This is a genomic window from Mangrovimicrobium sediminis, from assembly GCF_004745945.1.
Lineage (GTDB): Bacteria > Pseudomonadota > Gammaproteobacteria > Pseudomonadales > Halieaceae > Mangrovimicrobium > Mangrovimicrobium sediminis.
This window is the reverse complement of the sequence record NZ_SRLE01000007.1, coordinates 166,137-189,730: the sequence shown is the minus strand read 5'-3', so window position 1 is coordinate 189,730 and position 23,594 is coordinate 166,137. Positions and strand designations below refer to the sequence as shown.

General features: G+C 66.8%; 22 protein-coding genes and 1 riboswitch. Of the genes, 11 read left to right on the top strand and 11 right to left on the bottom strand.

Annotated elements, in window-relative coordinates; genetic code table 11:
* Nucleotides 1-25 precede the first annotated feature (25 nt).
* Nucleotides 26-634, bottom strand: coding sequence for a bifunctional 4-hydroxy-2-oxoglutarate aldolase/2-dehydro-3-deoxy-phosphogluconate aldolase (gene eda / locus E4634_RS10380; protein ID WP_135443587.1), 609 nt, complete (start codon nucleotides 632-634; stop codon nucleotides 26-28).
* A gap of 114 nt (nucleotides 635-748) precedes the next feature.
* Here eda and E4634_RS10375 point away from each other — a divergent pair, with 114 nt between their 5' ends.
* The 3 genes from E4634_RS10375 to E4634_RS10365 all read left to right on the top strand — a co-directional run bounded on the left by E4634_RS10375 (nucleotide 749) and on the right by E4634_RS10365 (nucleotide 3,338).
* Nucleotides 749-1,933: a PQQ-dependent sugar dehydrogenase gene (locus E4634_RS10375; RefSeq protein ID WP_167854848.1), complete on the top strand. Its 1,185-nt coding sequence runs from the start codon at nucleotides 749-751 to the stop codon at nucleotides 1,931-1,933.
* A 62-nt stretch (nucleotides 1,934-1,995) separates the two neighbouring features.
* Nucleotides 1,996-2,568, top strand: a complete 573-nt coding sequence (locus tag E4634_RS10370) for a CDP-alcohol phosphatidyltransferase family protein (RefSeq protein ID WP_135443583.1) — start codon at nucleotides 1,996-1,998, stop codon at nucleotides 2,566-2,568.
* A complete protein-coding gene (locus E4634_RS10365; RefSeq protein ID WP_135443582.1) occupies nucleotides 2,565-3,338 on the top strand; it encodes an endonuclease/exonuclease/phosphatase family protein in 774 nt (257 codons plus the stop codon). The genes E4634_RS10370 and E4634_RS10365 overlap by 4 nt, the downstream gene beginning before the upstream one ends.
* A gap of 12 nt (nucleotides 3,339-3,350) precedes the next feature.
* Here the strand turns inward: E4634_RS10365 and E4634_RS10360 are convergent, their stop codons facing one another.
* Nucleotides 3,351-4,175, bottom strand: a complete 825-nt coding sequence (locus tag E4634_RS10360) for a glycerophosphodiester phosphodiesterase (protein ID WP_135443580.1) — start codon at nucleotides 4,173-4,175, stop codon at nucleotides 3,351-3,353.
* A gap of 99 nt (nucleotides 4,176-4,274) precedes the next feature.
* Between E4634_RS10360 and E4634_RS10355 the strand changes: the two genes are divergently transcribed.
* Complete coding sequence (locus tag E4634_RS10355; RefSeq protein ID WP_240725148.1) at nucleotides 4,275-5,570, top strand: MFS transporter; 1,296 nt, start codon at nucleotides 4,275-4,277, stop codon at nucleotides 5,568-5,570.
* 7 nt (nucleotides 5,571-5,577) lie between these two features.
* Here E4634_RS10355 and pnuC read toward each other — a convergent pair whose 3' ends face one another.
* The 3 genes from pnuC to E4634_RS10340 all read right to left on the bottom strand — a co-directional run bounded on the left by pnuC (nucleotide 5,578) and on the right by E4634_RS10340 (nucleotide 9,093).
* Nucleotides 5,578-6,162: a nicotinamide riboside transporter PnuC gene (pnuC, locus tag E4634_RS10350; RefSeq protein WP_167854847.1), complete on the bottom strand. Its 585-nt coding sequence runs from the start codon at nucleotides 6,160-6,162 to the stop codon at nucleotides 5,578-5,580.
* A gap of 10 nt (nucleotides 6,163-6,172) precedes the next feature.
* Nucleotides 6,173-8,344: a TonB-dependent receptor gene (locus E4634_RS10345; RefSeq protein WP_135443574.1), complete on the bottom strand. Its 2,172-nt coding sequence runs from the start codon at nucleotides 8,342-8,344 to the stop codon at nucleotides 6,173-6,175.
* Nucleotides 8,345-8,415: 71 nt separating this feature from the next.
* A riboswitch (TPP riboswitch) is annotated at nucleotides 8,416-8,518 on the bottom strand.
* Between the two features lie 38 nt (nucleotides 8,519-8,556).
* Complete coding sequence (locus E4634_RS10340) at nucleotides 8,557-9,093, bottom strand: DUF4124 domain-containing protein (RefSeq protein WP_135443572.1); 537 nt, start codon at nucleotides 9,091-9,093, stop codon at nucleotides 8,557-8,559.
* A gap of 565 nt (nucleotides 9,094-9,658) precedes the next feature.
* Here E4634_RS10340 and E4634_RS10335 point away from each other — a divergent pair.
* The 3 genes from E4634_RS10335 to E4634_RS10325 all read left to right on the top strand — a co-directional run bounded on the left by E4634_RS10335 (nucleotide 9,659) and on the right by E4634_RS10325 (nucleotide 12,653).
* Nucleotides 9,659-9,949 carry a DUF1330 domain-containing protein gene (locus E4634_RS10335; RefSeq protein WP_135443570.1) on the top strand — a complete coding sequence of 97 codons (291 nt, stop codon included), beginning with the start codon at nucleotides 9,659-9,661 and terminating at the stop codon, nucleotides 9,947-9,949.
* Nucleotides 9,950-9,976: 27 nt separating this feature from the next.
* Entirely contained in the window at nucleotides 9,977-10,414 is a 438-nt protein-coding gene (locus E4634_RS10330; RefSeq protein WP_135443568.1) for a VanZ family protein, read from the top strand.
* Nucleotides 10,415-10,823: 409 nt separating this feature from the next.
* Complete coding sequence (locus E4634_RS10325; protein WP_135443566.1) at nucleotides 10,824-12,653, top strand: cation:proton antiporter; 1,830 nt, start codon at nucleotides 10,824-10,826, stop codon at nucleotides 12,651-12,653.
* Here the strand turns inward: E4634_RS10325 and E4634_RS10320 are convergent.
* From E4634_RS10320 to E4634_RS10300, 5 genes are all read right to left on the bottom strand, one after another.
* Nucleotides 12,643-13,212 (bottom strand): TetR/AcrR family transcriptional regulator, encoded by a 570-nt coding sequence (locus tag E4634_RS10320; protein ID WP_135443564.1) that lies wholly within the window; start codon nucleotides 13,210-13,212, stop codon nucleotides 12,643-12,645. The genes E4634_RS10325 and E4634_RS10320 overlap by 11 nt on opposite strands.
* A gap of 91 nt (nucleotides 13,213-13,303) precedes the next feature.
* A complete protein-coding gene (locus E4634_RS10315) occupies nucleotides 13,304-14,551 on the bottom strand; it encodes a cytochrome P450 (protein WP_135443562.1) in 1,248 nt (415 codons plus the stop codon).
* 168 nt (nucleotides 14,552-14,719) lie between these two features.
* Nucleotides 14,720-15,976: a cytochrome P450 gene (locus E4634_RS10310; protein ID WP_135443560.1), complete on the bottom strand. Its 1,257-nt coding sequence runs from the start codon at nucleotides 15,974-15,976 to the stop codon at nucleotides 14,720-14,722.
* A gap of 190 nt (nucleotides 15,977-16,166) precedes the next feature.
* Nucleotides 16,167-18,569: a TonB-dependent receptor gene (locus E4634_RS10305; protein ID WP_135443558.1), complete on the bottom strand. Its 2,403-nt coding sequence runs from the start codon at nucleotides 18,567-18,569 to the stop codon at nucleotides 16,167-16,169.
* 149 nt (nucleotides 18,570-18,718) lie between these two features.
* Nucleotides 18,719-19,201 carry a nuclear transport factor 2 family protein gene (locus tag E4634_RS10300; RefSeq protein ID WP_167854846.1) on the bottom strand — a complete coding sequence of 161 codons (483 nt, stop codon included), beginning with the start codon at nucleotides 19,199-19,201 and terminating at the stop codon, nucleotides 18,719-18,721.
* 159 nt (nucleotides 19,202-19,360) lie between these two features.
* On the opposite strand from E4634_RS10300, the gene E4634_RS10295 reads away from it, so the two are divergent.
* Nucleotides 19,361-20,266: an NAD-dependent epimerase/dehydratase family protein gene (locus E4634_RS10295; protein WP_135443554.1), complete on the top strand. Its 906-nt coding sequence runs from the start codon at nucleotides 19,361-19,363 to the stop codon at nucleotides 20,264-20,266.
* Nucleotides 20,266-21,039 (top strand): hypothetical protein, encoded by a 774-nt coding sequence (locus E4634_RS10290; protein ID WP_135443552.1) that lies wholly within the window; start codon nucleotides 20,266-20,268, stop codon nucleotides 21,037-21,039. The genes E4634_RS10295 and E4634_RS10290 overlap by 1 nt, the downstream gene beginning before the upstream one ends.
* A 30-nt stretch (nucleotides 21,040-21,069) precedes the next feature.
* On the opposite strand, the gene E4634_RS10285 is transcribed toward E4634_RS10290, so the two are convergent.
* Nucleotides 21,070-21,510: a hypothetical protein gene (locus tag E4634_RS10285; protein ID WP_135443551.1), complete on the bottom strand. Its 441-nt coding sequence runs from the start codon at nucleotides 21,508-21,510 to the stop codon at nucleotides 21,070-21,072.
* 147 nt (nucleotides 21,511-21,657) lie between these two features.
* Here E4634_RS10285 and E4634_RS10280 point away from each other — a divergent pair, with 147 nt between their 5' ends.
* Both E4634_RS10280 and E4634_RS10275 read left to right on the top strand, forming a co-directional pair.
* Nucleotides 21,658-22,377, top strand: a complete 720-nt coding sequence (locus tag E4634_RS10280) for a dienelactone hydrolase family protein (RefSeq protein WP_135443549.1) — start codon at nucleotides 21,658-21,660, stop codon at nucleotides 22,375-22,377.
* A 151-nt stretch (nucleotides 22,378-22,528) separates the two neighbouring features.
* A complete protein-coding gene (locus E4634_RS10275) occupies nucleotides 22,529-23,581 on the top strand; it encodes an aldo/keto reductase (protein WP_135443547.1) in 1,053 nt (350 codons plus the stop codon).
* Nucleotides 23,582-23,594: the final 13 nt, after the last annotated feature.

Genomic DNA, 23,594 nt, shown 5'->3' with positions numbered 1-23,594 from the left:
TTCCTCCTCGTGTAAGGCCCGGAAACTAGTGCATTGCCTCCCGGGCCAGTGATTCGATGGTTTCCCACTCCCCCCCGCTCACCAGGTCGCCGGCCACCATCCAGGAGCCGCCGCAGCAGACCACGTTGGGTTGCGCCAGGTAGTCGCGGAAGTTGTCCGGGCCGAGCCCGCCGGTGGGACAGAAGCGCGCCTCGGGAAACGGGCCGCCGAGCGCGCGCAACAGGTCGATCCCGCCCAGCACCGCGGCCGGGAACAGCTTGCAGATGCCAAACCCGTGGGCCTGGGCCGCCATCAATTCGCTGGCGCTGGCGATACCGGGGATGAAATCCAGGGGCGCCTCGGCGGCGGCCGCCAGCAACTGCGGCGTCGCACCCGGCGACAGCGCCAGGCCGACCCCGGCGGCGACCACGCGCTCGACGTCCTGCGGCGTGTTGACGGTACCCGCGGCGACCAGGATCTCCGGCACTTCATCGCGCACCGCGGCAATCGCTTCGAGGGCCGCCGGCGTGCGCAGGGTGATTTCTATCGCGCGCATGCCGCCGCGCTGCAGGGCACGGGCAAGCGCAACGGTGGAGGCAACATCGCGCGCAGTGACGACCGGCAAAACCCGGCAGTCACGCAGTAAGCTTTCCATGTGAGTCGCTGACCCGAGGGTGAAGGTGAAAATACCACTACGATTTTTAATTTAGATCGTTTATACCAGCGGTGCAAGAGGCACAGGGGACACGACCGGGGAATGCGCAAGCTATTGATACTGTTTTTGCTGGCAGGCCTGCTGCCGGCGCTCGGCTACACCTGGCTGCGCGCCAGCGGCAACATCGCCCCTGGCGGCCTGCCCCCGCTGCTCAACGCCGCCACCGGCTACAGCGGCGGCAGCGTCGCCGGCAAGGGCGGGGTCGCCCCGCTGCAGGCGCCGCCAGGTTTCGAGGTGACGGTCTACGCCGAGGCACTGCCCGGCGCGCGCATGTTACTGGCCGGCGTCAACGGCGACCTGCTGCTCAGTCGGCCGGCGAAGGGCGACGTCATCCTGCTCGCGCCGGACCGCGACGGCGATGGCCGCGCCGACGGCCGGCGCGTGCTGCTGCAGCAACTGGACCAGCCCCAGGGGCTCGCCTTCCTCGGCGGCTGGCTGTACGTCGCCGAGCAGGGCCAGGTCGGGCGCATCGGCTACGACCACGCCAACGGCACCACCCGCGGTGCCTACCAGGTGGTGATCCCTGACCTGCCGCGCGGCGGCAATCACTGGCGCAAGACCCTGCGCGCCGGCCCCGACGCGGCGCTCTACCTGGCCATCGGCTCCAGTTGCAATGTCTGCGCCGAGAGCGACCCGCGCCGCGCCACGCTCATGCGCTTCGCCGCGGACGGCAGCGCCGGCGAGGTGATCGCCAGCGGCCTGCGCAACGCGGTGGATTTCGACTGGAGTCCGTTCAACGGCAAACTGTACGCCACCGACAATGGCCGCGACCTGCTCGGCGACGACTTCCCGCCCTGCGAGTTGAACCTGATCGAACCCGGCCGGTTCTACGGCTGGCCCTATTTCAACGGCGACAACCTGCAGGACCCGGACATGGGGCCTGACCCCTACGCCGGCGCGCGCGAACCGACGCCGCCGGTGCACGGGTTCCGCGCCCACAACGCCCCGCTCGGCCTGCGCTTCATCGACGCCTCGCACTGGCCGCAAGAGTACCGGCGCACCGCCATCGCCGCCCTGCACGGTTCCTGGAACCGCTCCGAGCTCGACGGCTACAAGCTGGTCTCGCTGCATTTCGGCGAACAGCGCATCGAGGAGCGCGACTTCCTCACCGGGTTTCTCACCGACGACGGCGTCATCGGCCGGCCGGTGGCGCTGGCCCAGGGCCCGGGCGGCGCGCTGTTCGTCTCCGACGACTACGCCGGCGTCATCTACCGCGTCACACCGCCAGCCATGCGCTGAGTGGCGCGCACCAGCCGGCGGCCCTGGTCAGGTATACTGGCCTTCCCGACTGCGCAGGACACGTGACCGCCGCAATGCTGAAATACCTGCCCAACCTGCTCACCACGGCGCGCCTGCTGCTGGCGCTGCCGCTGGGGCTGCTGATCCTGCGCGAGCAGTACGGCGGCGCCCTGCTGGTGGGCGTGGTGGCCGGTGTTTCCGACGCGCTGGACGGTTTCGCCGCACGCCGCCTGCAGGCGTTCTCCCGCTTCGGCGCCATGCTCGACCCGCTCGCCGACAAACTGCTGGTAACGGTGAGCTTCCTCAGCTTCGCCGGCGTCGGGCTGGTCGGCTGGCCGCTGGCGGCGCTGGTGATCGGGCGCGACCTGGTGATCGTCGCCGGGGCGGTGGCCTACCGCCTGCTGGTCGGCCCCTTCCCCTTCGGCGCCAGCGTGCTGTCCAAGCTCAACATGGGTGTGCAGATCATCTTCTGCGTTCTGCTGCTCGCCGGGCAGGCGCTGACCCCGGTGCCTGCATCGCTGATTACCATCGGCAGTGCGGTGGTGGTCGCCGCTGCACTGGCCTCGGGAGTTCACTATGTCGTCACCTGGAGCCTGCGGGCGAAGCGCGAACTGGCCGGGGAGCGTCCGGCATGACCACCGACGACGGCTGCGTCCGCATCCTCACCTACAACATCCACAAGGGCTACTGCACGGGACGCCGTCGCTTCGTGCTCGACTCGATGCGCCAGCGCATCGCCGAGACCGGCGCGGACATCGTGTTCCTGCAGGAGATTCACGGCCACGCCGAACCCGGCGAGGACAAGCGGCGCAAATTCTCCTACCCGGACCAGCCGCACTTCGAATACCTGGCGGACAAGGCCTGGCCGCACTACGCCTACGGCCGCAACGCGATCTACCGCAAGGGCGACCACGGCAACGCCATCCTCAGCATGCACCCGTTCCTGGAGTGGGAGAACATTGACGTCGCCCTGTTCCCGCGCTCCAGTCGCAGCATCCTGCACGGGGTGATCGACCTGCATGCGAAGGGCAAACGACTGCACACCCTGTGCGTACACCTGGGCCTGCTCGAACAGGAGCGCCGCGACCAGTTGCAGGCACTCACCCGGCGCATCGCCGAACATGTGCCGCGGGACGAGCCGATGATCATCGCCGGCGACTTCAACGACTGGCGCCGGCGCGCCGAGAACCACCTGCACGACGATCTCGAACTGCGCGAGTTGTTCGTCACCCTGGAGGGCCGCCACGCGCGCACCTTCCCGGTGTGGGCGCCGCTACTGCCGGTGGACCGCGTCTACTTCCGCGGTCTGCAACCCATCTCCTGCCGGCGCCTGGCCAGCGGCCACTGGCGCGACCTGTCCGATCACGCGGCGCTGTTCGGCGTGTTCCGGCTCAGCGAAAGCTGAACCGCCCTCCCCTCACCCACCGCGGGTGACGCGGGTGCGCGCCGCGGCCAAAGCCGCGTCGATGACGCCCTGCAGGGCTACCGCATGATTGGTGAAAATCCAGTCCACGTCGCGGTTGATTTCACGGAACAGGCAGTTGCGCGAGGTGGGAAAGCCGGTGCCTACCTGTTGCCCGGCGTCCCGGTGACGCGCCTGCATGGCGGCGTTCAGCAGCAGGTAGTGGCCGGCCACACCCGCGTAGCCGCGCGCCAGCGCCAGCTCGCTCATCTGCGCGGTATTGGTCAGGGCCACCGGCAGGCAGGCGGCGGGCGGCAGGAAATCCACCAGTGAGAACAGTTCGGGTTCCAGCGCCAGGATGTGGAAATCCTCGACCGGGGTGAGCGACGCCAGCAGGCTGCGCAGGGCGTCGCGCTTGCGCGCATCGTTGCCCAGGGTGTCGGATTTCAGTTCCAGCATGAGGTGGTTGCGGCCGGCGAAGGTCTCGATCACGTCCTCCAGGCAGGGCACTTCCGGCAGCAGGCGCGCGAGGTCGGCGCGCGCTGTGGCGCCGACTTCCAGTTCGCGGTTGAACACGCGGCGCGCGTCGAGGTCGTGGTGTATCACCGGCTGCAGGTCCGCGCTCCAGCGAATGTCGCACTCGAGGCCCCACACGCCCCTGGCGCTTGCATTGGCGAAGGCGCGCAGGGTATTTTCCCTGACCAGCCGCCCGTCGTGTTCGCCGCGATGGGATACCAACCGGCACCGGGCAAGGCGTTCCGGGTCGGGCACCGCACGGGGGATCGCCGCCATCCAGGTATCGACGACAGTCATTAGCACATGGTTGATGCGGTCGTGCATGCGGCGCGATTCCCTCCGGGACTGTTACGCGTTGACGCCAGGCCCGGCCATGGTAGCGCCCCGCGCCGCCGCGGGGAAAGCCGCCGCGAGCGGCACCGCGTGAGCCTGCCGCCCGCGGGCCGCCGCGAGATCCTCGCCTGGGCGTTCTACGACTTCGCCAACTCCGGCTACACCACCGTGGTGCTGACCACGATCTACAGTGCCTACTTCGTCGGCGTCATCGCCAGCGGCGGCAACGATACCTCGCCCGGGCTCGCCACCCTGCTGTGGACGCTGGCGATCGGTGCGTCCAACTTCATCGTGCTGCTGGCCGGGCCTGTGGTCGGCGCCCTGGCCGACTACCGGGCGCGCAAAAAACGCTTCCTGCTGGTCGCCTCGGCGGTCTGCATTCTCGGCACCGCCCTGCTCGCCCTGGCCGGACCCGGCGAGGTGACGCTGGCCATGGCGCTGGTGATCCTCTCCGCCACCGCGTTCTCTTTCGGCGAAAACCTGATCGCCGCCTTCCTGCCGGAGATCGCCAGCGAAGAGCGCGCCGGGCGCATCTCCGGCTACGGCTGGGGACTGGGTTACTTCGGTGGCCTGCTCACCCTGGGGCTGTGCCTGGCCTGGATCAACTACGCCAGCGGCGCCGGCATGAGCGCCGCGCAGTACGTGCCCGCGACCCTGTTGATCACCGCCCTGATCTACGCCTGCACCGCCGCCCCGACCTTCATCTGGTTGCGCGAGCGCGCCACGCCGCGCCCGCTGCCGCCAGGCTACAGCTGGCTGCACGCGGGCTTCAGCCAGGTCGCACACACCCTGCGCCGCGCCGGGGAGCTGCCCGACCTGTTCCGCTTCCTGCTCTGCCTGACCCTGTTCCAGGCGGGCGTGGCGACTGTGGTGGTGGTCGCCGCTATCTATGCCCAGGAGGTGTTCGGCTTCGACAGCCAGCAGCTCATCGTGCTGATCATGGTGGTCAACCTCACCGCTGCGGCGGGCGCGCTGGGCTTCGGTCACCTGCAGGATCGCTTCGGCTCCATACCCACACTGAGCGCAGCGCTGCTGGTGTGGGTGGCGGCGATACTCGCCGCGCTGGTGGCCAGCGAACCCGCCCACCTGTGGCTCAGCGGCAACCTGATCGGCCTGGCCATGGGCGCGACCCAGGCCGGCGGCCGGGCGCTGATCGCCAACCTCACGCCGGCGGAGCGCAATGCGGAGATCTTCGGCCTGTGGGGCTTCGCGAACCGCGCCGCGGCCATCGTCGGCCCGCTGAGCTACGGCCTGATCAACCACCTGTGGGGGGACAACCACCGGCTGGCGCTGCTGTGCACGCTGGCCTTCTTCGTGGCGGGACTACTGCTGCTGTTGACGGTCAACGAACGGCGCGGCGAGGCAGCCGCCCGCGCCACCGGATGACCCGGCCTCAGCTGTCGCCGGGCAGCGCCCGGGCGCGGTAACTGAGGGTCCACTGCACCAACCCCCAGACCGAGAGAATGGTGTACACCCAGATCAGGCCGGCGTAGATGTCCAGCGAGCGGTCCGCGTACAGCCAGACCGACGCCGCGTTGAGCACGATCCAGTACACCCAGGTCTCCAGCACCTTTTTGATCTCCAGCCAGGTCGCGGCAAAGCTGAACACAGTGGTGGCGGCATCGATGTAGGGCCGCGCGGCATCGGTGTAGGTGCTGAACAGGCCGCCGAGGGCCAGCGTGGCGAGGCTGCACCCCAGCACCAGGACCAGGTGATAGCGCGCCGCGTAGCGCTGCACGGGATTGTCCGCCTGCGCCTCCCGCCGCGCCCAGTGCACCCAGCCCCAGACACCCATGAGTACGTAGAACACGTAGAGAATCGCCTCCGAGTAGAGGCGGTTCTCCAGCATCAGGTAGACGGACAGCAACGAGCCGACGATGCCGAAGGGCCAGCAGATGATGTTCTCGCGAATGATGAACACGATATAGGCCAGCCCGCAGGCGGTGGCGGCGATCTCGACCAGCGTATCCGGTGTCACGCGCGCTACCTCACAGGGTCCACACCAGGTCGACGCCGTAGGTACGCGGCGCGCCGAGTTGGTAGTAGGACTGGTTGGACCAGGCACCGAAATCGTCGCGCGGGTCGGCGCCGAAATACAGGCCGTGCACCGCGTAGTCCTCGTCGCCCAGGTTGCGGCCCCACAGGGTCACGCGCAGGGAGCGACCGGACCAGCCGAGGCTGGCGTTGACCAGGTCGTAGCCCTCGAGCTGGCCGTCGTGGTAGTAGCCGAAGTAGCTGTCGTCGCGCCCCTCCACTTCCAGCGAGGCAGTGAGGCCCAGCGGCAGCGCGGCGCGCAGGCCGAGGTTGTACTGGTAGGCCGGCGACTTGGCCTGGTCGCGGCCGTCCTTGGTGACGAACGCGTTGCGGTCGAGGTCGAAGGTGGTGATGGTGTCCACCTCGGTTTCCAGCAGGCCGAGGCTGCCGTAGACCTCCAACTGCTGCGTCAGCGCCAGGCTGCCCTCCAGTTCCAGGCCGTAGTTCTCGGCGTCCGAGCCGCTGTCCAGGTAACCCACCCACAGGCCGGCGTCGGCGTCCCACATCCAGTTTTCCAGCTGAGCGTTGTCGCGGGTCACATAAAACAGCGCCGTGCGCAGGTCGAGGCGGCCGTTCCACTGCCGCGTCTTCAGGCCGATCTCGTAATTGACCAGTTGCTCACTGTCGAAGCGCAGCTTGTCCTGCATGAAGTCCTGGAACCCCGGACTCATGAAGTCGAACTGGGAGCTGGCGGCCACGTTGACACTGCCAGGCTTGCTGGCCAGTGCGGTGGTAGCGTACAGGAACGTGTTGTCGTCGAACTCATATTGCAGGCTGATTTCGGCATCCAGCAGGTCGTCGTCGCTGTCAGTGGCGACACCGTTGCTGTCCGCGTAGTCGTCGCTGAAACGCTCCAGGCGCAGCCCGGCCTTCAGGCTGAGACGCTCGCTGAAGCCGTATTCCAGCTGGCCGTAGACGGCGTAGCGCTCGGTGTCGTAGCCCGAGCTGCTTTCGTACAGGCCGTACCAGGCGCTGGGATAGGCGTAGTCGAGGGTCTCGTCGTTGTGATTGGCGTAGAGGCCGATAACGTAGCGCAGGTCGCCCGCGCCGAGGGTGTCCGCGCCGCCCAACAGGCGCAGCTCGAGCGTGCCCTGCTCGCGGCCGCGGTCGAAGCGCTCCTGGGCAGTATCGAAGCCGTAGGAACAGGTGGCCAGCTCACACACCGGCGGGGAGACCCAGTCGGCGTCGTAGGCGTACAGCTGGTCCCCGTCCAACCAGCTGGCGATGGCCTGCAGGCTGCGACCACCACCCAGCAGCCAATCGCCACGCGCGGTGACGGCATCGATTTCCTGGGCGTCGCTGCCCGGCTGGTCGGCCCAGCTGGTGCGGCTGTTGTCCAGGGTGAAGGCGTCGTAGCCATTGTCGCTGTCGAAGCGCAGGCCGGACAGTTCGTAACTGGCGTTGTCGGTGGGCTGCCAGCGCAGGCGGGCGCGGCCGGTGAATTCGTCGTAGCCCGCGGTATCGTCCTCGCCGCTGAAGGCGTTGTCGACGTAACCGTCACCGGTGTTCTGCTGCACCGCCAGGCGCGCACCCAGGGTCGGGCCGAGGGGACCGCTGAGCACCAGGCCAGCGTGGTAGCTGCCGTAATTGCCGACGCCGCCGTGCAGTTGCGCCTCGAAGTCATCGCCCGGCGCGTTGGTCTCGATACGCACCATGCCGGCATGGGCGGCGGCGCCGTAACGGGTGCCCTGCGGGCCGCGCAGCACCTCGACCTGGGCGGCGTCGAACAGCATGCCGGCGCTGGCGGCGGAGCCCAGTTCCAGGTCGTCGACCACCACGCCCACCGAGGGGTAGTACTTGGGTTCGGCGTACTGCTCGAGATCGCCGACACCGCGCACCTGCAGGAAGCGGCTGCGCGAGGCGCCCGCCGACCAGCTGACGTTGGGCGCGGCGCTGAGCACATCCTCGAGGTGCCGCGCGCCGCGCTCGGCCATCTCCAGTTCACCGAGAACGCTGATACTGGCGGGCGCACGCATGAGGTCCGCGGCGCGAAAATCGGCGGTGACTATGACTTCCTCGACCCGGTCCGGCTCGACCTGCGTCGGGGCTTGCGCCTGGGCGATGGCGACAGCGGGCAACACGCCGAGACCGGCGAGGGAAAACGTAAAACGTGAAAACGTGGACATCTGGTCTCCTTGAGTAAAACAGTCAAAGAAGACCCGGACAGCGATGGAGAGCTGGAGGCGGCCGCAGCGGCCGGTGTTCCGAAACCTATCCCTACGCCGGTGTTATCCGGATCAGGTTCAAAGGGTTCGTCGTGAACGACATCTCAGGCCGGCAGGCCACCCCTTAGGACGCAGCGGATTCTAGTCGATCGCTGCTATGGAGGCAAACGCCCCTAGTGATGGCGCGGCAGCATGGGCCGCATCAGCTGCGAGTTGTGGCTGGCGGACCAGGCGTCGAGGTCCAGCGGTGGCACCACTGCGCCCGGATAGGGTTTGGGGTGGGGCCGGTGGCCGTGACCGGGACGCCAGGGCCGCGCGCCGGGCGGGTAATAGCCGTAGCCGGGCGCGTACCATGTGCTGCTGGTGATGCCGTAGTCGATAACCTGCGGTTGCGCGGTGGGCGCGGGCGCCGCCTCGCGGGAGGCGATCTCGCGCAACTGCGCCCGGTGCAACTCACGCTCGCGGCGATCCGCAGCCATGCGGTCGGTGGTCTCGCGCATGTCGTCCAGGCGCTGCTGGTAATCCTGCGGCGAGTGCGCCGGTGGTACATCGATCTGCATGGCCTGCGCGGATACGTCATCGGCGGGCGGGCGGTCGGTGAAAGTCACCACGCCGTCGGCGCCGACACTGCGGTACACGGTCTGCGTCCCCGCCGTCTGCGCCAGTGCCAGGCACGGCAGCAGCGCAATCACACCCAGCAATGGTTTCATTCATGGCCTCCGCGACATTGACGCAACCGGCGCCGCGCCCGGGTGGCACGGCCAATCCAGTATACCGCAACCCCCGCGAGGGACCGGCGCAAACCCCGGCAACAGCGACCTGGCTCACAGTTCACGCCGCGCTGCGGACCTGGATCACACTTCCGCAATGCGGCGCTGGTATTCACCGCCCGCGCTCATACACTGGCCCCAGACAGCCCACGATAACGGGACGTGACCATGCTCTTGAACCCCAAAAAAACAGACCAGTACCTCGTCAAGGGACGCCAAGAACCCTCCCGCGGGGCCAGCAGTTTCGAACTGGCGATGATTACCCTGTGTGTTGTTGCGGTCATTGGACTGAGCGGTTTCCTGGTCTGATGCGCGACACCTCCGCGCGGCCCCGTTGTCTCTCCTTGGGGGTCGCGCGCCCTTCCCCGACAGCGGCCAGCCGTGCCGCGATTGCCGCACCCGACACCCTCTGATACGCTTCGGGCGTCCGGCGCAAGCGCCGGCAACTCCGATTCCACCACACGCCGTGCGGCGAGTTCCGCGGCGGCGCTGCGAGGTTCTCCACGTGGCCGTCTATATGCTCTTCATCCGCGAAAGCGCCGTGCGCGATCCCGCGGAGCTGGAAAAATACACACAGTTGGCCAGTGAAGCCGCGGCGGACTTCTCGTTCAGGCCACTGGTGGTGTACGGCGAAACCGAGGCGGTGGAGGGTGAGGCGCCGGACGGCGTGGTGCTGCTAGAGTTCGCCTCCGAGGAGGACGCCAAAGCCTGGTACTACAGCCCGTCCTACCAGGCCGCCCGCGAGCACCGCCTGCGCGCGGCGGACTACCGCGGCCTGCTGCTGCACGGCCTGTAGGAGGCCCGCGCGGTACCCGACACACCCATGCCCAGCTTCCTGTCCCGTCTGCGCGCGCGGCGCCTGCACTGGCTGATAGTGGTCGGCTATGCGGCGCTGGTGGCCTGGTTGTCACTGGAACCGGCAATCGGGCAAGAACTCAACGGCATCGACAAGACCGCGCATTTCGCCACCTACCTGACCTTTGCGCTACTGGCGGCCATCGTCCTGCAACGGCCGCGCCACTACCTGTGGGGCTGCCTCGCCATCGGGGTGTTCGGGGGACTGCTGGAATGGTCCCAGCAATATGTTCCGGGCCGCACTTTCTCCCTGCTGGACCTGCGCGCCAACCTGTTCGGGTTGTGCGCCGGCATGCTGCTGGTGTTCAGTGCGCGGGCATTGCTCGCCGGCTTCAGGGCGTCGCGTGGGAAAGGGTCCCTACAAGCATGCAACCGGCCAGGAGACCAAGCAGGAACAAACGATTGAACGTGTCCATAAATCTTACTCCCTGAGTAACCGCCATACTCACGGAGCGCCCCGGGGGGCTGCTCCACCGGCGCCGCGCGGCAACCCGAACCTGCGGTTGCTCCAGACCCTGCAAATGCGACGCCTGCCCTACGCGAAGCAAAAGACTTGCCAGAAAATTCCAGCTCACTGTTTTAATTGATGTTTTTGTGAATCGGGTCACGCCGCCCTCGCCCGTCCCCTGCCGCCGGCGCCCGCTTTCGGTGCTATCGCGTGCACCGCTTGCGTCCATCCGGCGCACGGCGGCCGACGCGGCGCACGGCCAGCCCCAGGGTCCGCGTCCCCGACACCCCCCGGATCCGCCACTTCTACCGCGCCTGTGCCTCGCGTAACATGCAGGGTTTCCCGCCGCTTCAGGATCTTCCCCTGCATGTCCCAGGACGTACTGCTCGTACTCACCGCCATCGGCCTGTTCTCGCTGGTCTCACAGTGGCTCGCATGGCGCCTGAAAGTCCCCGCCATCCTCTTCCTGCTCGCCTCCGGGCTGCTGATGGGGCCGGTCAGCGGCGTGCTCGATCCCGACGCCCTGTTCGGCGACCTGCTGTTCCCGTTCATCTCGCTGGCGGTGGCGGTGATCATCTTCGAGGGCAGCCTGACCCTGAATTTTGACGAAATCCGCGGCCACGGCGTGGTGGTGCGTAACCTGATCAGCCTGGGGCTGCTGATCATCTGGCTGCTGATCGCCCTGCTCGCGCATTTCCTCGTCGGCCTGCACTGGGAGCTGGCGGTGCTGTTCGGCGCGATCATGACCGTGACCGGCCCCACCGTGGTCATGCCCATGCTGCAGGCCGTGCGGCCCACCCGGGCGGTGGCCAACATCCTGCGCTGGGAGGGCATCCTGGTGGACCCACTGGGCGCCATCTTCGCGGTGATCACCTTCTCGGTGGTGGTCGCCACCCAGACTTCGACCCACTGGATCGAACTGCTCGCGCACCTGCTGCGCCTGCTCGGCACCGGCCTGGCCGTGGGCCTGCTCGGTGGCTGGGCCTGGGGCTGGGCGCTGCGCCGCTACTGGGTGCCGCAGTTCCTGCACAATGTGGCGACGCTGCTGGTGGTGTTTGCGGTCTTCGCCATTTCCAACGTGATCGCCCACGAGTCCGGCCTGCTGGCGGTAACTGCGATGGGCGTATGGCTGGCCAACGCCCGCGGCATCCACATCCGCAGCCTGCTGGATTTCAAGGAGAGCCTGAGCATCCTGCTGATCTCCGCCCTGTTCATCCTGCTCGCCGCGCGTCTGCAGTTCGACCAGTTGAGCGCCCTGGGCTGGCCGGCCCTGCTACTGATCCTGGGCATACAGTGCGTCGCCCGCCCGCTCAAGGTCGCCGCCTGCACCGTCGGCTCCAGCCTTGGCTGGCGCGAGCGCGCGATGATCGGCTGGATCGGCCCGCGCGGTATCGTCGCCGCGGCGATCAGCGCGGTGTTCGCCGAGCGCCTGCTCGCGCAGGACGTGGCCGACGCCCAACTGCTGGTGCCCCTGGCGTTCACGGTGATCGCCGGCACAGTGGTCATCCAGAGCCTGACCGCGCGCCCGCTGGCCAAAGCCCTGGGTGTCGCCGCACCTGCACCGGAGGGCGTCCTGATTCTCGGCGTGAACAGTTTCGCCATCGCCCTGGGCAAGGTGCTCAAGGAGGCCGGCTTCACCGTGGTGGTGGCGGACAACGACTGGGACAGCCTGCGCGACGCGCGCATGGCGGGCCTGCGCACCTACTACGGCAACCCCATGTCCAACCACGCCGAGCGCACCCTCGACCTGTCCGGTATCGGCCGCCTGTTCGCCATGTCGCGCAATACCGAGTTCAACCGCCTGGCCTGCACCTACTTCGCCCACCAGTTCGGCCGGCGCGAGGTGTTCATGCTGCCGGTGAGCATGGTCAGCGAGGATGGCCGCAGCAACAGCAAGACCAAACCCTCCATGGAACTGCCCGGCCGCCGCCTGTTCGCCGAGGACGTCAGCCTGGCCAAGCTGCTCAGTTACATCAGCCGCGGCGCGGAGATCAAGGCCACGCGCCTGTCCGAAACCTACGATTTCGAGCAATTCCTGGCCGACGGCGACCAGCAGCGCATCCTGCTGGCGGCGTGGAACGACAAGGGGCGGCTGGCGCCCTATTCCAAACGCTGGGAGAGTTTCCTGGAACCCGGCTGGACCATCGCCAGCCTGTCGCTGAAGGAGCCCGCCGCGCGCGAGACGCTCAATCGCTGAGCAGGTGGCGCACCTGGCTGTGCAGGGCGGCGCGGATAGCCGCCTCGGGCCACAGGTCGGGGTCGAACAGGGTCTGCAGGGCAATACCGTGGACCAGCGCAATCAGTAACTGCGCCGTCTCACGAGCGCTGTCCTCTTCCCGGCAGCGGCCGCGCACCAGTTCAGTCACCGTATCCAGGGTGTGTTCCACCCAGCGCCGCTGCTCGGCGGCGAACACCGTGTCGTAGGAGGCGCGCTCGCGAAACGCCAGGTACACGCGCCAGCGGCTCAGGGCCTCGGCGCCGACGGCAGCCATCGACACCATCACCTCGGCGAGATCGTCCGGGTGGCGCCGCAGGGCGTCCTGCACGCGGTCGGCGCCCTGCTGGGCAATGTGCTGGTAGGCGAGCAGGAGCACTTCTTCCTTGTCGTTGAAGTAGTGCGTGATCATGGTGGTGCTGCAGCCGAGTTCCGCGGCGATACGGCGCACGGTAGCCGCTTCGAGGCCTTCCCGCGCGATCAGCTCCGCCGCCACACGGGCCACCCCCTGCCTGCGCGATTCCAGTTCTTCCGGTTGCATGGCGCCCTTTACCCGAGAGGCCCGGCGGTCGATGCCCGGGCCGGTTAATGTCCGGGCAATTCTACCGTGTGCCGCGCGGTTTTGCCCCCACTCAGGCAATCGAACGCTCCAGCGCGCTGTCCGGTGCCGGCTCGAAGCGAATTGGCAGGCCGCGCAGGCCCCACACACCGAAGAATGGCCGGTGGCCGATCTCCCCCGCCAGCACCGGGTTGCGCAGGCGCTGGGCGATCAGGTGCAGGCCCTCCTGCAGCTGGGCGCGGGCAATGTACTGTCCCAGGCACAGATGCACGCCGCGGCCGAAGGCCATGTGCCGGTAGTTCTTCTTCTCGCGGTCCGGGTCGAAAACATCGGGGCGCTCGAAGGCGCGCGGGTCGCGCCCGGACATGCCGACGGTGAAGAACAGCATGGAGTCCTTCTCCAGCAGCACGTCGCGGTAGACGATGTCCTCCTGCAGGCGCCGCGGGATGGTCGCCGGGCTGTTGAGGCGGAAGGTCTCCTCGATGACCTTGCTGCAGTACTCGTAGTCGCTGGCACAGCGCTGGTAGATATCCGGGTGCTCGAGCAGCGAGTACATGGCCAGGGTGAGAATATTCTTGGACGTGTCGTAGCCGGCGACGAACAGGAAGATCAACAGGTTGTAGACCTCGTCGTCTGCCAACTGCCCCGCCGCCACCGCTGCCAGCAGCGTATCCAGCAGATCCGGCTCATCGCCGGGGCGCTCCCCGGCCCGGCGCCGCGCCACCAGGTCGCGAACGAAGTCGTCCATGGTGCCCACCGCCGCCTGCAGTGCAGGCATGTGCGCCAGGTCCATGCTGAAGCTCAGGCCAAGGTCCTCCATCGACTGGCGCAGCCGCGGGATGGCGTCCAGCGGTGCACCGATCATCGCGGTCATCACCGACACCGGGAAGTAGGAGGCGAACTCCTCGAAATCGAATTCACCCTTCGGCGCCCACTCGTCGAGCACCATGCTGACCACGTCGCGCATCAGCTGCCGGTTCTTGTTCGCCTCGCGCGGCGTGAACATGGGCGCAACCACGTCGCGGATGCGCTTGTGGCTGTCGCCGGAGCGGCCCAGGATGCTCTCCACCTGGAAGCGCCCCCAGGGCGTACCCTCGGCCTGCATGGCGGCCACCACGCCCTCCTGGTCCGAGCACATCTTGTCGTCCTGGATCAGCAGGTCCTGGATGGCCTGGAACTCGTGCACCACCACGCCGAAAGCGCAGCGCGCCAGCCACGGGTGGCGCTCACGGGCCGCGTCGAAATGGGGGAAGGGATTGTCGGAAAATTCGCGGGATTCCATGGCCATGTAGGCCAGGTCCAGTTGCTCGGGCGTTTGCATTGTTATTCAACCTGTTGGCCAGCGCATGAAGACAGGCGCACCGGGTGGAGCGCAAGCCGCAGGTTAGGCAAGCTGCGCGGACAAGGCAAAAACAGGTGTTTTGAAACCAAAGCGCCCGCGTCGCTGACGGCGGCGCGGGCGCGAGGGGCCGTTAACCGGCGGCGCTGGTCAGTCCCAGCGCAGGTGCACTTCCTCCGGCCCCCAGACGTGGCCGCCGTGGTAGTGCAGCGGCTTGTCGGCATCCAGGCGGAACTCCGGCAGCATCTTGAGCATTTCCTCGTAGACGATGTTCAGCTCGATGCGCGCCAGGTGCGAGCCCAGGCAGCGGTGCGGGCCGGCGCCGAAGGCGATGTGGGCCTTGCCCTCGCGGTTGAGGCGGAATTCTTCGGGCTCCGGGTACTCGCTCGGGTCGAGGTCGCCGGTGGGCAGCATGAGCACTGCCATCTCACCCTTTTTCATGGCCGCGCCCTGGAACTCGGTATCCTCGCGCACGAAGCGCGGCGGCACGGTGAAGGTGTAGCGGCGCAGCAGTTCCTCGGTGGCCTGCGGGATCTTCGACGGGTCGGCGCGCAGTTCCGCCTGCAGCGCCGGGTCGCGGGCCAGGTGTACGGCGCCCAGGGCCATGCCGTTGACCACGGTATCCAGGCCGGCGGTGAACAGCATCACCGCGTAGTTCTCCAGGTCGTTCAGGGTCGCCGGCTTGCCGTTGAACTCGGACTGCCAGAGCAGGGAAATGAGGTCGTCTTTGGGGTTGTCCTTGCGGTCTATGATGGTGTCGTACATCACCGCGGCGACATGCCGCAGGCGCGCCTGGATGCGGCCCGGGTCCTTGTCGGTAGAGGCTGAGAAATGCTCCTTGACCAGCGCGCGATACTCGAGCTGCTTCTCTTCGGGCAGGCCGAAAATGCGCAGGAAGAACGTCACCGGCATCGGCTCGGCGACCGCCGAGATGAACTCGCAGTGACCGTCGGCCTTGACCGCCTCGATCAGGTCGCGGGCCAGCTTGACGATGGATTCCTTGGACTCGGCCATCGCCTTGGGCGAGAACGCCTTCTGCAGCGGCGAGCGGTACACGGCGTGGTGCGGCGGGTCGTAGGTGATCGGCGCGGGAATCAGCAGCTTGGGGGCGTCCGGCGGCATGGAGGCCTGGATCTCCTGGATCTGCTCGTAGGAGACCATGGCATTGCTGAAACGGTCGATATCGCGCGAGGCCTCGAAGATCGCGTTGTGGCCGGCCAGCACCCAGTGGCCGCCCTGGCGCGGCGTCCAGAAAATCGGCGGCGCTTCCTTGACCAGCTCCAGCGCGCGATCGTGGCCGCCGGCGAGCATGCCCGGGTCGGCAAACATGTCGAAGTCGTAGACCAGGGAATCCGGCACGTGGTCGGGTTTGGGCGTGGCGGGGCTCATGCTGGGGGCGGTAGACATAACTCTCTCCAAGGACGTCCAGGTACGGGTACGGCTACCCTGCTGCGAGGGTATCCGCCCATTTTAGCGATTGTGGAAGCGACTGCCATCCCGACAGGGGCAAACAACGCCATAAAAAATGACTGGGGTGGCAATGCCGCAGGCAAAAAAAAAGCGCCCGCCGCAAGGCGGGCGCTTTCGGGGAGACAGCTTAGTTGACGCCGAAGTTGTAGCGGATACGCGCGCCGTACATGCGCGGCATGCCCACCTGGCCAAATTCGAAGCCACTGTTCCAGTTGCCGGTAACGTAGGTGACGTACTCCTCGTCCGTCGCGTTGGTCACGAAGGCGGCGAGATCGACACCGGTACCGAAGATACCTTCCCAGCTGTAGTTGAAGTTCCACAGGTCGTAGGAATCCAGGGTCGCGTAGATCGAGGATTCCTCGGACACCGCCTGCTGCTCGTCGGTGTAGACGTAGGTGGCGGACAGCTTCATGTCACCCCATTCTGCGTCGAACGGCAGCAACCAGACACCGGTGATCACCGCGGTGTGCTCCGGTGCGAAGGACAGCGGTTCGCCCTCGGCGGTGGTGGTGGTCGGCTCGGTGGCCACGGCGTTCGGCGGGAAGTCCGGGAAGATCAGCTCGTCCACCTCGGAGTCGAGGTACGCATAGCTGGCGTTCAGGATCAGGTTCTCCGTCAGCTGCAGCGTGGCCTCGATTTCCGCACCGTAGATGGTGGAGGAACCGGCGTTGACGATCGCGGTGGTACCGACGCCGGTGGGCTTGAAGTAGCCGTACTGCACCTGCTGGTCCTGGAAGTCGTTGTAGAACACGGCGACGTTCAGGGTGGCGGGCATGGCGCCGTAGAAGCTGCTCTTGCTACCGATCTCGAAGGTATCCACGGTTTCCGGGCCGTGTACGTCGAGGCCCGAAGAGCCGCCGATGTTCACGCTGCCCTGGCGATAACCCTTGCTGTACTTACCGTACACCAGCAGGTCATCCGTGGGCTTGTAGTCCAGGTCGATCATCCATGTCGGCTCGTCACTGCTGGACTCCGGCGTGCGGGTCTCCACCAGGGTATCGACGTAGCCGGACAACTGGCCCGGAGGCACTGACGGAAAGTAGTAGATGGTCTCGTTGGTGTAGCCCTTGGTCTCGTCGTCCGTGTAACGCAGGCCGACGGTCAGCGCGAGGGTATCGGTGAACTCGTAGGTGGCCTGGCCGTAGATCGCCATGTTGGTGTACTCGACACCACCCGGCACGCTCTGCACCGCGCCTGCACCCAGCGGGTTGTTACACTGGAAATTCTCCGGGTCACCGGTGATAGTGCTCTGGTCGCAGATGATCAGTGCCGGAGACTGCGCACCGTAGTCGCCGCCGGGTTCGCTATCCTCGTAGTACAGGCCCGCCTGCCAGGTCAGGGTGTCGTCCAGGCCAGAACCCTGGAGTTGCAGTTCCCAGACAAAGGTTTCCTGGTCGGTGGTCGGGAAGTTGTTGGCCAGACCCACCTGCTGGAAGATGAACTGCTCGCCGCCGAAGCGCCAGTCACTGCCGTAGATGGACGAGCGCTGCTTGGTCTCGAGGGCGCCGAAGGCCAGGATATTCTTCACCAGCAGGTCGTCGGTGATTTCCCAGGTGGTGGTGTTGATCGCCTGCCACATGTCCTGCTCGTTGACCGGGTTGGGCACGAAGCTGTAGACGTCGTAGAAGCCGTCGTTGCCCGTGGCACGACGGTTATCGAGGTCGGCCTGGCAGAAGATCAGACCGAGCGGCTGCTCTGGGTTGCAATCGATCAGCGAGGCGGGGTAACCGTTGTTGGACGACTCGGAGCCACGCACGATGGTGTAGTTCTCCAGGCTGTCGGTGATCTCCCACAGGGCGCTCACGCGATAGGCGGTGTAGTCCTGGTCGGCGAAGTTGTCCGGGCCAATGCCGGAAATGTTGTCCAGGTAACCATCGCGTTCGCTGTGATCGATACCGAAGCGCATCTTGAAGCTGTCGGTGATCGGCACGTTCAATACCGCCTGGCCACGCAGCATGTCGTAGTTGCCCACGGAGCCCTCGACATAGCCCTCGAACTCGTCGGTGGGACGCTTGGGTGTCAGCAGCACCGCACCACCCGTGGTGTTGCGGCCGAACAGCGTACCGGTCGGGCCCTTCAGTACCTGGACGTTTTCCAGGTCGAACAGGTCGCCGGGGGTGGCGCCGTCACCGGACTGCTGCGAGTTGGCGCCGCGCAGCGCGACCACTTCGGCGAAGTACACGCCCACCGACGCGGTGGTACGCAGTTCCTGCGAGAAACCGCGGATCGCGAAGGTGGTGTTGTCGCCGCCGAAGCGCGCGTTGGCTGACAGGTTCGGCGTGTAGGTCGCCAGTTCACCCGGGTTGGTGATGTTGGCGGCGTCCAGTTGCTTCTGGTTGAACACCGTCAGGGACACCGGAACGTCCTGGATGAATTCTTCCCGGCGCCGGGCGGTGACGATCACTTCTTCGAGCGTCATCGCGTTGGCGCGGCCGGAGGAATCCCCCTGGGCGAACGTGTTCGGTGCGAGTCCCGCGCTCAGCGCGGCGGTGGATGCATACAAAAGTGTAGTGTAGTACCAAGGCTTCACAGTGCTTCTCCCGTTATTGGAATTATGGGTATTACGTCAAAGCTTGACCGGCCTAGAATATACGATCGGTGGGAAAATACACCCCCAAAAGCTGATAGATTTTACCAGTCGCTCTAGACAGCAGTGCTGTTCAATAACTTGAATGCGTCTCACACTTCGCGCGAGCGCGAAATAGCGGTGCGAAACAGGCTGTTTTGCGCCCGCCAGTCGAGTCGCACACGGCGGTGGGCGATCAGCCATTCATCGCCGCAACGCCTGAATATGTCCAGATAATAGCCGCCGTGATCGGGGCCGATATCGGTGTAGGCCGTCCAGTAGGTGCGGCCGCGCGCGGTGTCCGGGGCGGTGAACTCAACATCGCTGGTGGACAGGTGGTGTCGCACAAAGCTCGCCGCGTGGGTCGGCGCCTGTGCATCATCCGCGCGCTCGGTCCAGCGCGTGATCCAGCCGGCGATCTGCGCGCGCCCCTGGTAGCGAAAGGCGTCGGCCTCGGGCACCCCCTCGCTCTCGAGGACCGCGTCCTCGGTAAACACCGACAGGAACGGCTCAAGGCGCAGGCGGTCGCCCGCAGTGGTATAGCGCGCCAGGGTGCGACGGATGCACTCGCGGTCGAGCATTTCCTCCAGGGTCATGGTGTTCTCCCGGGTCTGTAGGCCTTGCCACTCGCGGCGCGGCCAGGGTGAGAAGGTAAGTGCCATGCGCTTGCCGCTGTGGACAATTCGGGCACGCCGGGCTAAATTGGCCAGGTGATCACTTAACTATAATAGACGTCACCAGCGGAAGTCCCTCCCGTGTTGAAGAACGAAAAAATCCTGGTCACCGGTGTCACCGGCAAGATCGCCTTTCCCATTGCCCGCGCCCTGGCCGCGGACAACGAGGTCTGGGGAGTCGCCCGGCTGCGCGACCCGGCGGACAGCGCACGCCTGCAGGCGGCGGGCATCCGGCCGCTGCCCCTGGACTTCGCCAGCGGCGATTTCAGCGCGCTGCCGGGGGATTTCAGCTACGTGTTCCACGCCGCTGTCGACCCCGGGCTCGGCGCCTGGCGCGACTGCGTGCGCACCAACGCCCACAACTCCGGCCAGTTGCTGCACCATTGCCGCGCTGCCAAAGGCTTTGTCTACTGCTCCACCGGCTCGATCTACGGCTACCAGGGCCAGCGTCCGCTGCGCGAGGACGACCCGCCCGGCGTGCCCGACCGCGCCAACTACAGCTTTTCCAAGATCGCCGGCGAGGCCGTGTGCGGCTGGGTGGCAGAACAATACGCCGTGCCGCTGTGCATCATCCGCATCTGCTCGACCTACGGCCCCCTCGGCGGCGCCCCCGCCGACCGCCTGCAGGCAATTCTCGACGGCCGGCCCATCCGCCTGTACCCCGGCGGCCCGAACAACTACAACCCGATCTACGAGGACGACTACGTCGAGCTCGGCATCCGCGCCATGCAATGCGCCGCCACGCCGCCGCTGACGGTCAACTGGTCGGGCAGCGAAACCGTGAGCATTGAGGACTACTGCGCATATCTCGGCAAGCTGGTCGGCCGCGAACCGTTGTTCGAGTACACCGAGCAGACTCACACGCCCTTGTGGCCCGACACCACGCTGATGCACGCCACCCTGGGCGAAACTCGCGTGCCCTGGCGCGAGGGCATGCGCCGCATGGTCGAGGCGCTGCACCCCGAGCTGACCCTGGCGGACGACTGATGGACGATCACGACACTACCCGCAACTACTACAGCGACGCGGTGGGCACGCCCTCCGACGAGGCCCCCGACATTCTCGCCACCGGCCACAGCGATATCGACACGCTCTATGTATCGATGTCCAAGCGCCACCCCGAGGGCTACGACGCCGACTACCTGCGCTGGCACAGCCTCGACCACCGTCCCGAGCAACAGCGCCTGCGCACCCTGCGCACCTCGCTGCGGGTGGTCTCGACGCCGGCCTGTCGCACCGCCCGGGCCGCGGGCTGTGACGGCTACGAATGCGTCGATCACGCCATGTTCTATTTTTTCGCCGGCCGCGATGCCGGCATGAAGGAGTTCTACGACCTGGCGGTGGCACTCAACCAGGCCGGGCGCTCGCCGTTCATCATGCCGCCGGTCAATCGTGGCGCCTACACGCTGGATGGCGCACAGGCGGCGCCGCGTATTCGCACCGGTCGCGACGTGCTGCCCTGGTACCCGGTACGCGGCCTGTACCTGCTGCTGGAAGAAGGCGCGGCACCGCCGCTGGCACTGCCCGCGCTCGACGGCGTCGCCGGCATCTACCACGCGACCTCCTTCGACTGCGATCTCGCCGGGATCGCCGCCGGCCAGAAACTCACCCTGCTGTTCCTCGACGAGGACCCGGCGGCCACCGCCGGCACCCTGCGCCCGCTGCTGGAAGCGCGCTGGGCCGAGGGCACGGCACGCCCCCTGCTGGCCGCGCCGTTCCATTGCGTGGTGCCCTACGAGTGGGACCGCTACCTGCCCTAGCCAGATCAGGTGCGGCTGCAGCGCGCAGCGTCAGGCGGCGGCGTCGGGATCGTAGACATGGGTCTGCTGCATGTAGACGCCGATGTGACAGATCTTGCCAGCGGGGTTGAAGCGGTACATGGACAGCGAATAGAACGGCACCACCTCGTCGCCCTGGGTGAGCATCTCCTCGCACTGTACGAAGACCGTGTCGCCGGCCTCGCTGACCTGCTTCACCACCGGGTCCCAGCCCTCGGTGTTGTTGACCCAGCCGGTGAGCATCTCGGTGTAACCCTGCCAGTCCAGCGCATCGTGAAACGGGCCGATACGCTCGAAGCCCTCGATCTCCACGATGTCCGCCAGCGCTAGCCAGTCGTCTACCTCGACATCGCCGTCGCGCTTGCCGCGCTGGACCAGGCCGTGCATGCATTCGATAAGGCGCAGGACGCGCCCGGACAGTTCGCCGCCTGCGGCGTCGCTGGTATTGCTCATGCTTTGATTTCCCGCAACGGGGCGGCCGGCAGCCGCATGTTATTGTGGTTTTAGCGCGGAGTATGCACACTGTCATCCCGCTGCACCCATCCTACACATTCGCCTGTTTTGGGCACAACAGCATCCCCTGCGTTTTAAGGAGACGACATGACCATCCAGACCCGTTTGATCGAATACACCCACGGCGACACCACGCTGGAGGGCTACCTGGCCTGGGACGATGCCCTGGCCGGCCCGCGCCCCGCCGTCGCCATCTCCCACGCCTGGTCCGGGCGTTCGGAGTTCGAGTGCGAGAAGGCGCGCAAGCTCGCCGAGTTGGGTTACGTGGGTTTCGCCATCGATATGTTCGGCAAGGGAGTGCAGGGAACGTCAGTGGAGGAAAACCAGGCGCTGATCCAGCCCTTCCTCGACGACCGCGCCATGCTGCAGGCGCGCATCAAGCTGGCCGTCGAGGTGCTGCGTGAGCAGCCCGAGGTGGACGCCGGCAAGGTCGCCGCGATGGGCTTTTGCTTCGGCGGCCTGTGCGTGCTGGACCTCGCCCGCTGCGGCGCCGATGTCAGCGGCGTGATCAGCTTCCATGGCCTGTTCTACGCGCCGGGCAATACCGAGGGCACACAGATCAGCGCGAAGGTGCTCGTGCTGCACGGCTACGACGACCCGATGGCGACCCCGGAGCAGATGGTCGGCCTGGCCACCGAACTCAGCGGCGCCGGCGCCGACTGGCAGATCCACGCCTACGGCGGCACCCTGCACGCGTTCACCAACCCCGAGGCCAACGATCCCGACTTCGGCACCGTGTACAGCGCCAGCGCGGACCAGCGCGCCTGGCAGAGCATGCAGAACTTCTTCGCCGAAGTGTTCGCCTGATCACCAGGGGTCCCTCCCCGCTCTTCTTGCGGGTTCTGCGTGACTGTCGGGACTGGCCAAACTAACCATTTGGTTATATCTTGGTGCAACGTCCCCCGGGCGGTGGCCACGCCACCGCCCACATAACCAGAACCGCAAGAGAGACGCCTGAATGAGCCTTTCCCTCGACGACTATCGCCTGCTCGGCCGCTCCGGCCTGCGCGTATCCCCCCTTTCCCTCGGCACCATGACCTTCGGCACACCGGGCTGGGGGACGGAGTACGACGAGGCGCGGCGCATGTTCGACCACTACCGCGAGCGCGGCGGCAACTTCGTCGACACCGCCAATTTCTACGCCGCCGGCGAATCCGAGCGCATGCTAGGGCGCATGGCCGCCGAGGTGCGCCAGCAGGTGGTGATCGCCACCAAGTACAGCCTGACCATGCGCCCCGGCGACCCCAACGCCAGCGGCAACCAGCGCAAGAACATGGTGCAGGCGGTGGAGGACAGCCTGCAACGGCTGGGTACGGACTACATCGACCTGCTCTACCTGCACCTGTGGGACGACCGCACCCCCGCCGAGGAAGTGCTGCGCGCCTTCGACGACCTGGTGCGTGCGGGCAAGATCCTCTACGTCGGCATCTCCGACACGCCGGCCTGGGAAGTCTCGCGCATGCAGGCGATCGCCGACCTGCGCGGCTGGTCGCCGCTGGTCGCGCTACAGGTACCCTACGCGCTGACCGAGCGCACGGTGGAGCGCGAATTCATGCCCATGGCGCGCAAGCTGGGCCTGGGCGTGCTGCCCTGGTCGCCGCTGGCCGGCGGCGTGCTGACCGGCAAATACACCCGCGCCGACCTCGCGGCGCAGCCGCAGGACATGAGCTCGCGCAAGAACATCAACCTGGCCACCGGCCGGTTGACCGAGAAGTCCCTGGCTATCGCCGAGGTGGTGGCGGAGGTCGCGGCGGAACTCGGGCGCAGCTCCGCCCAGGTCGCGCTGGCCTGGACGCTGCTCAACCCGGCGGTGGCCTCACCAATCATCGGCGCGCGCACCTTCGCCCAACTGGAGGACAACCTGGCGGCGCTGGAAGTGACGTTCAACGCCGACCAGGTCGAGCGCCTGGATGCGATCTCACGGGTTGAGACCTGTTTCCCGCAGACCATGATCGGCACGCCCACCGGCGACATGATGCTCGGCAACGTGAAGGTGGCGACGCGCGGCTGAATCCCGGCGCGCT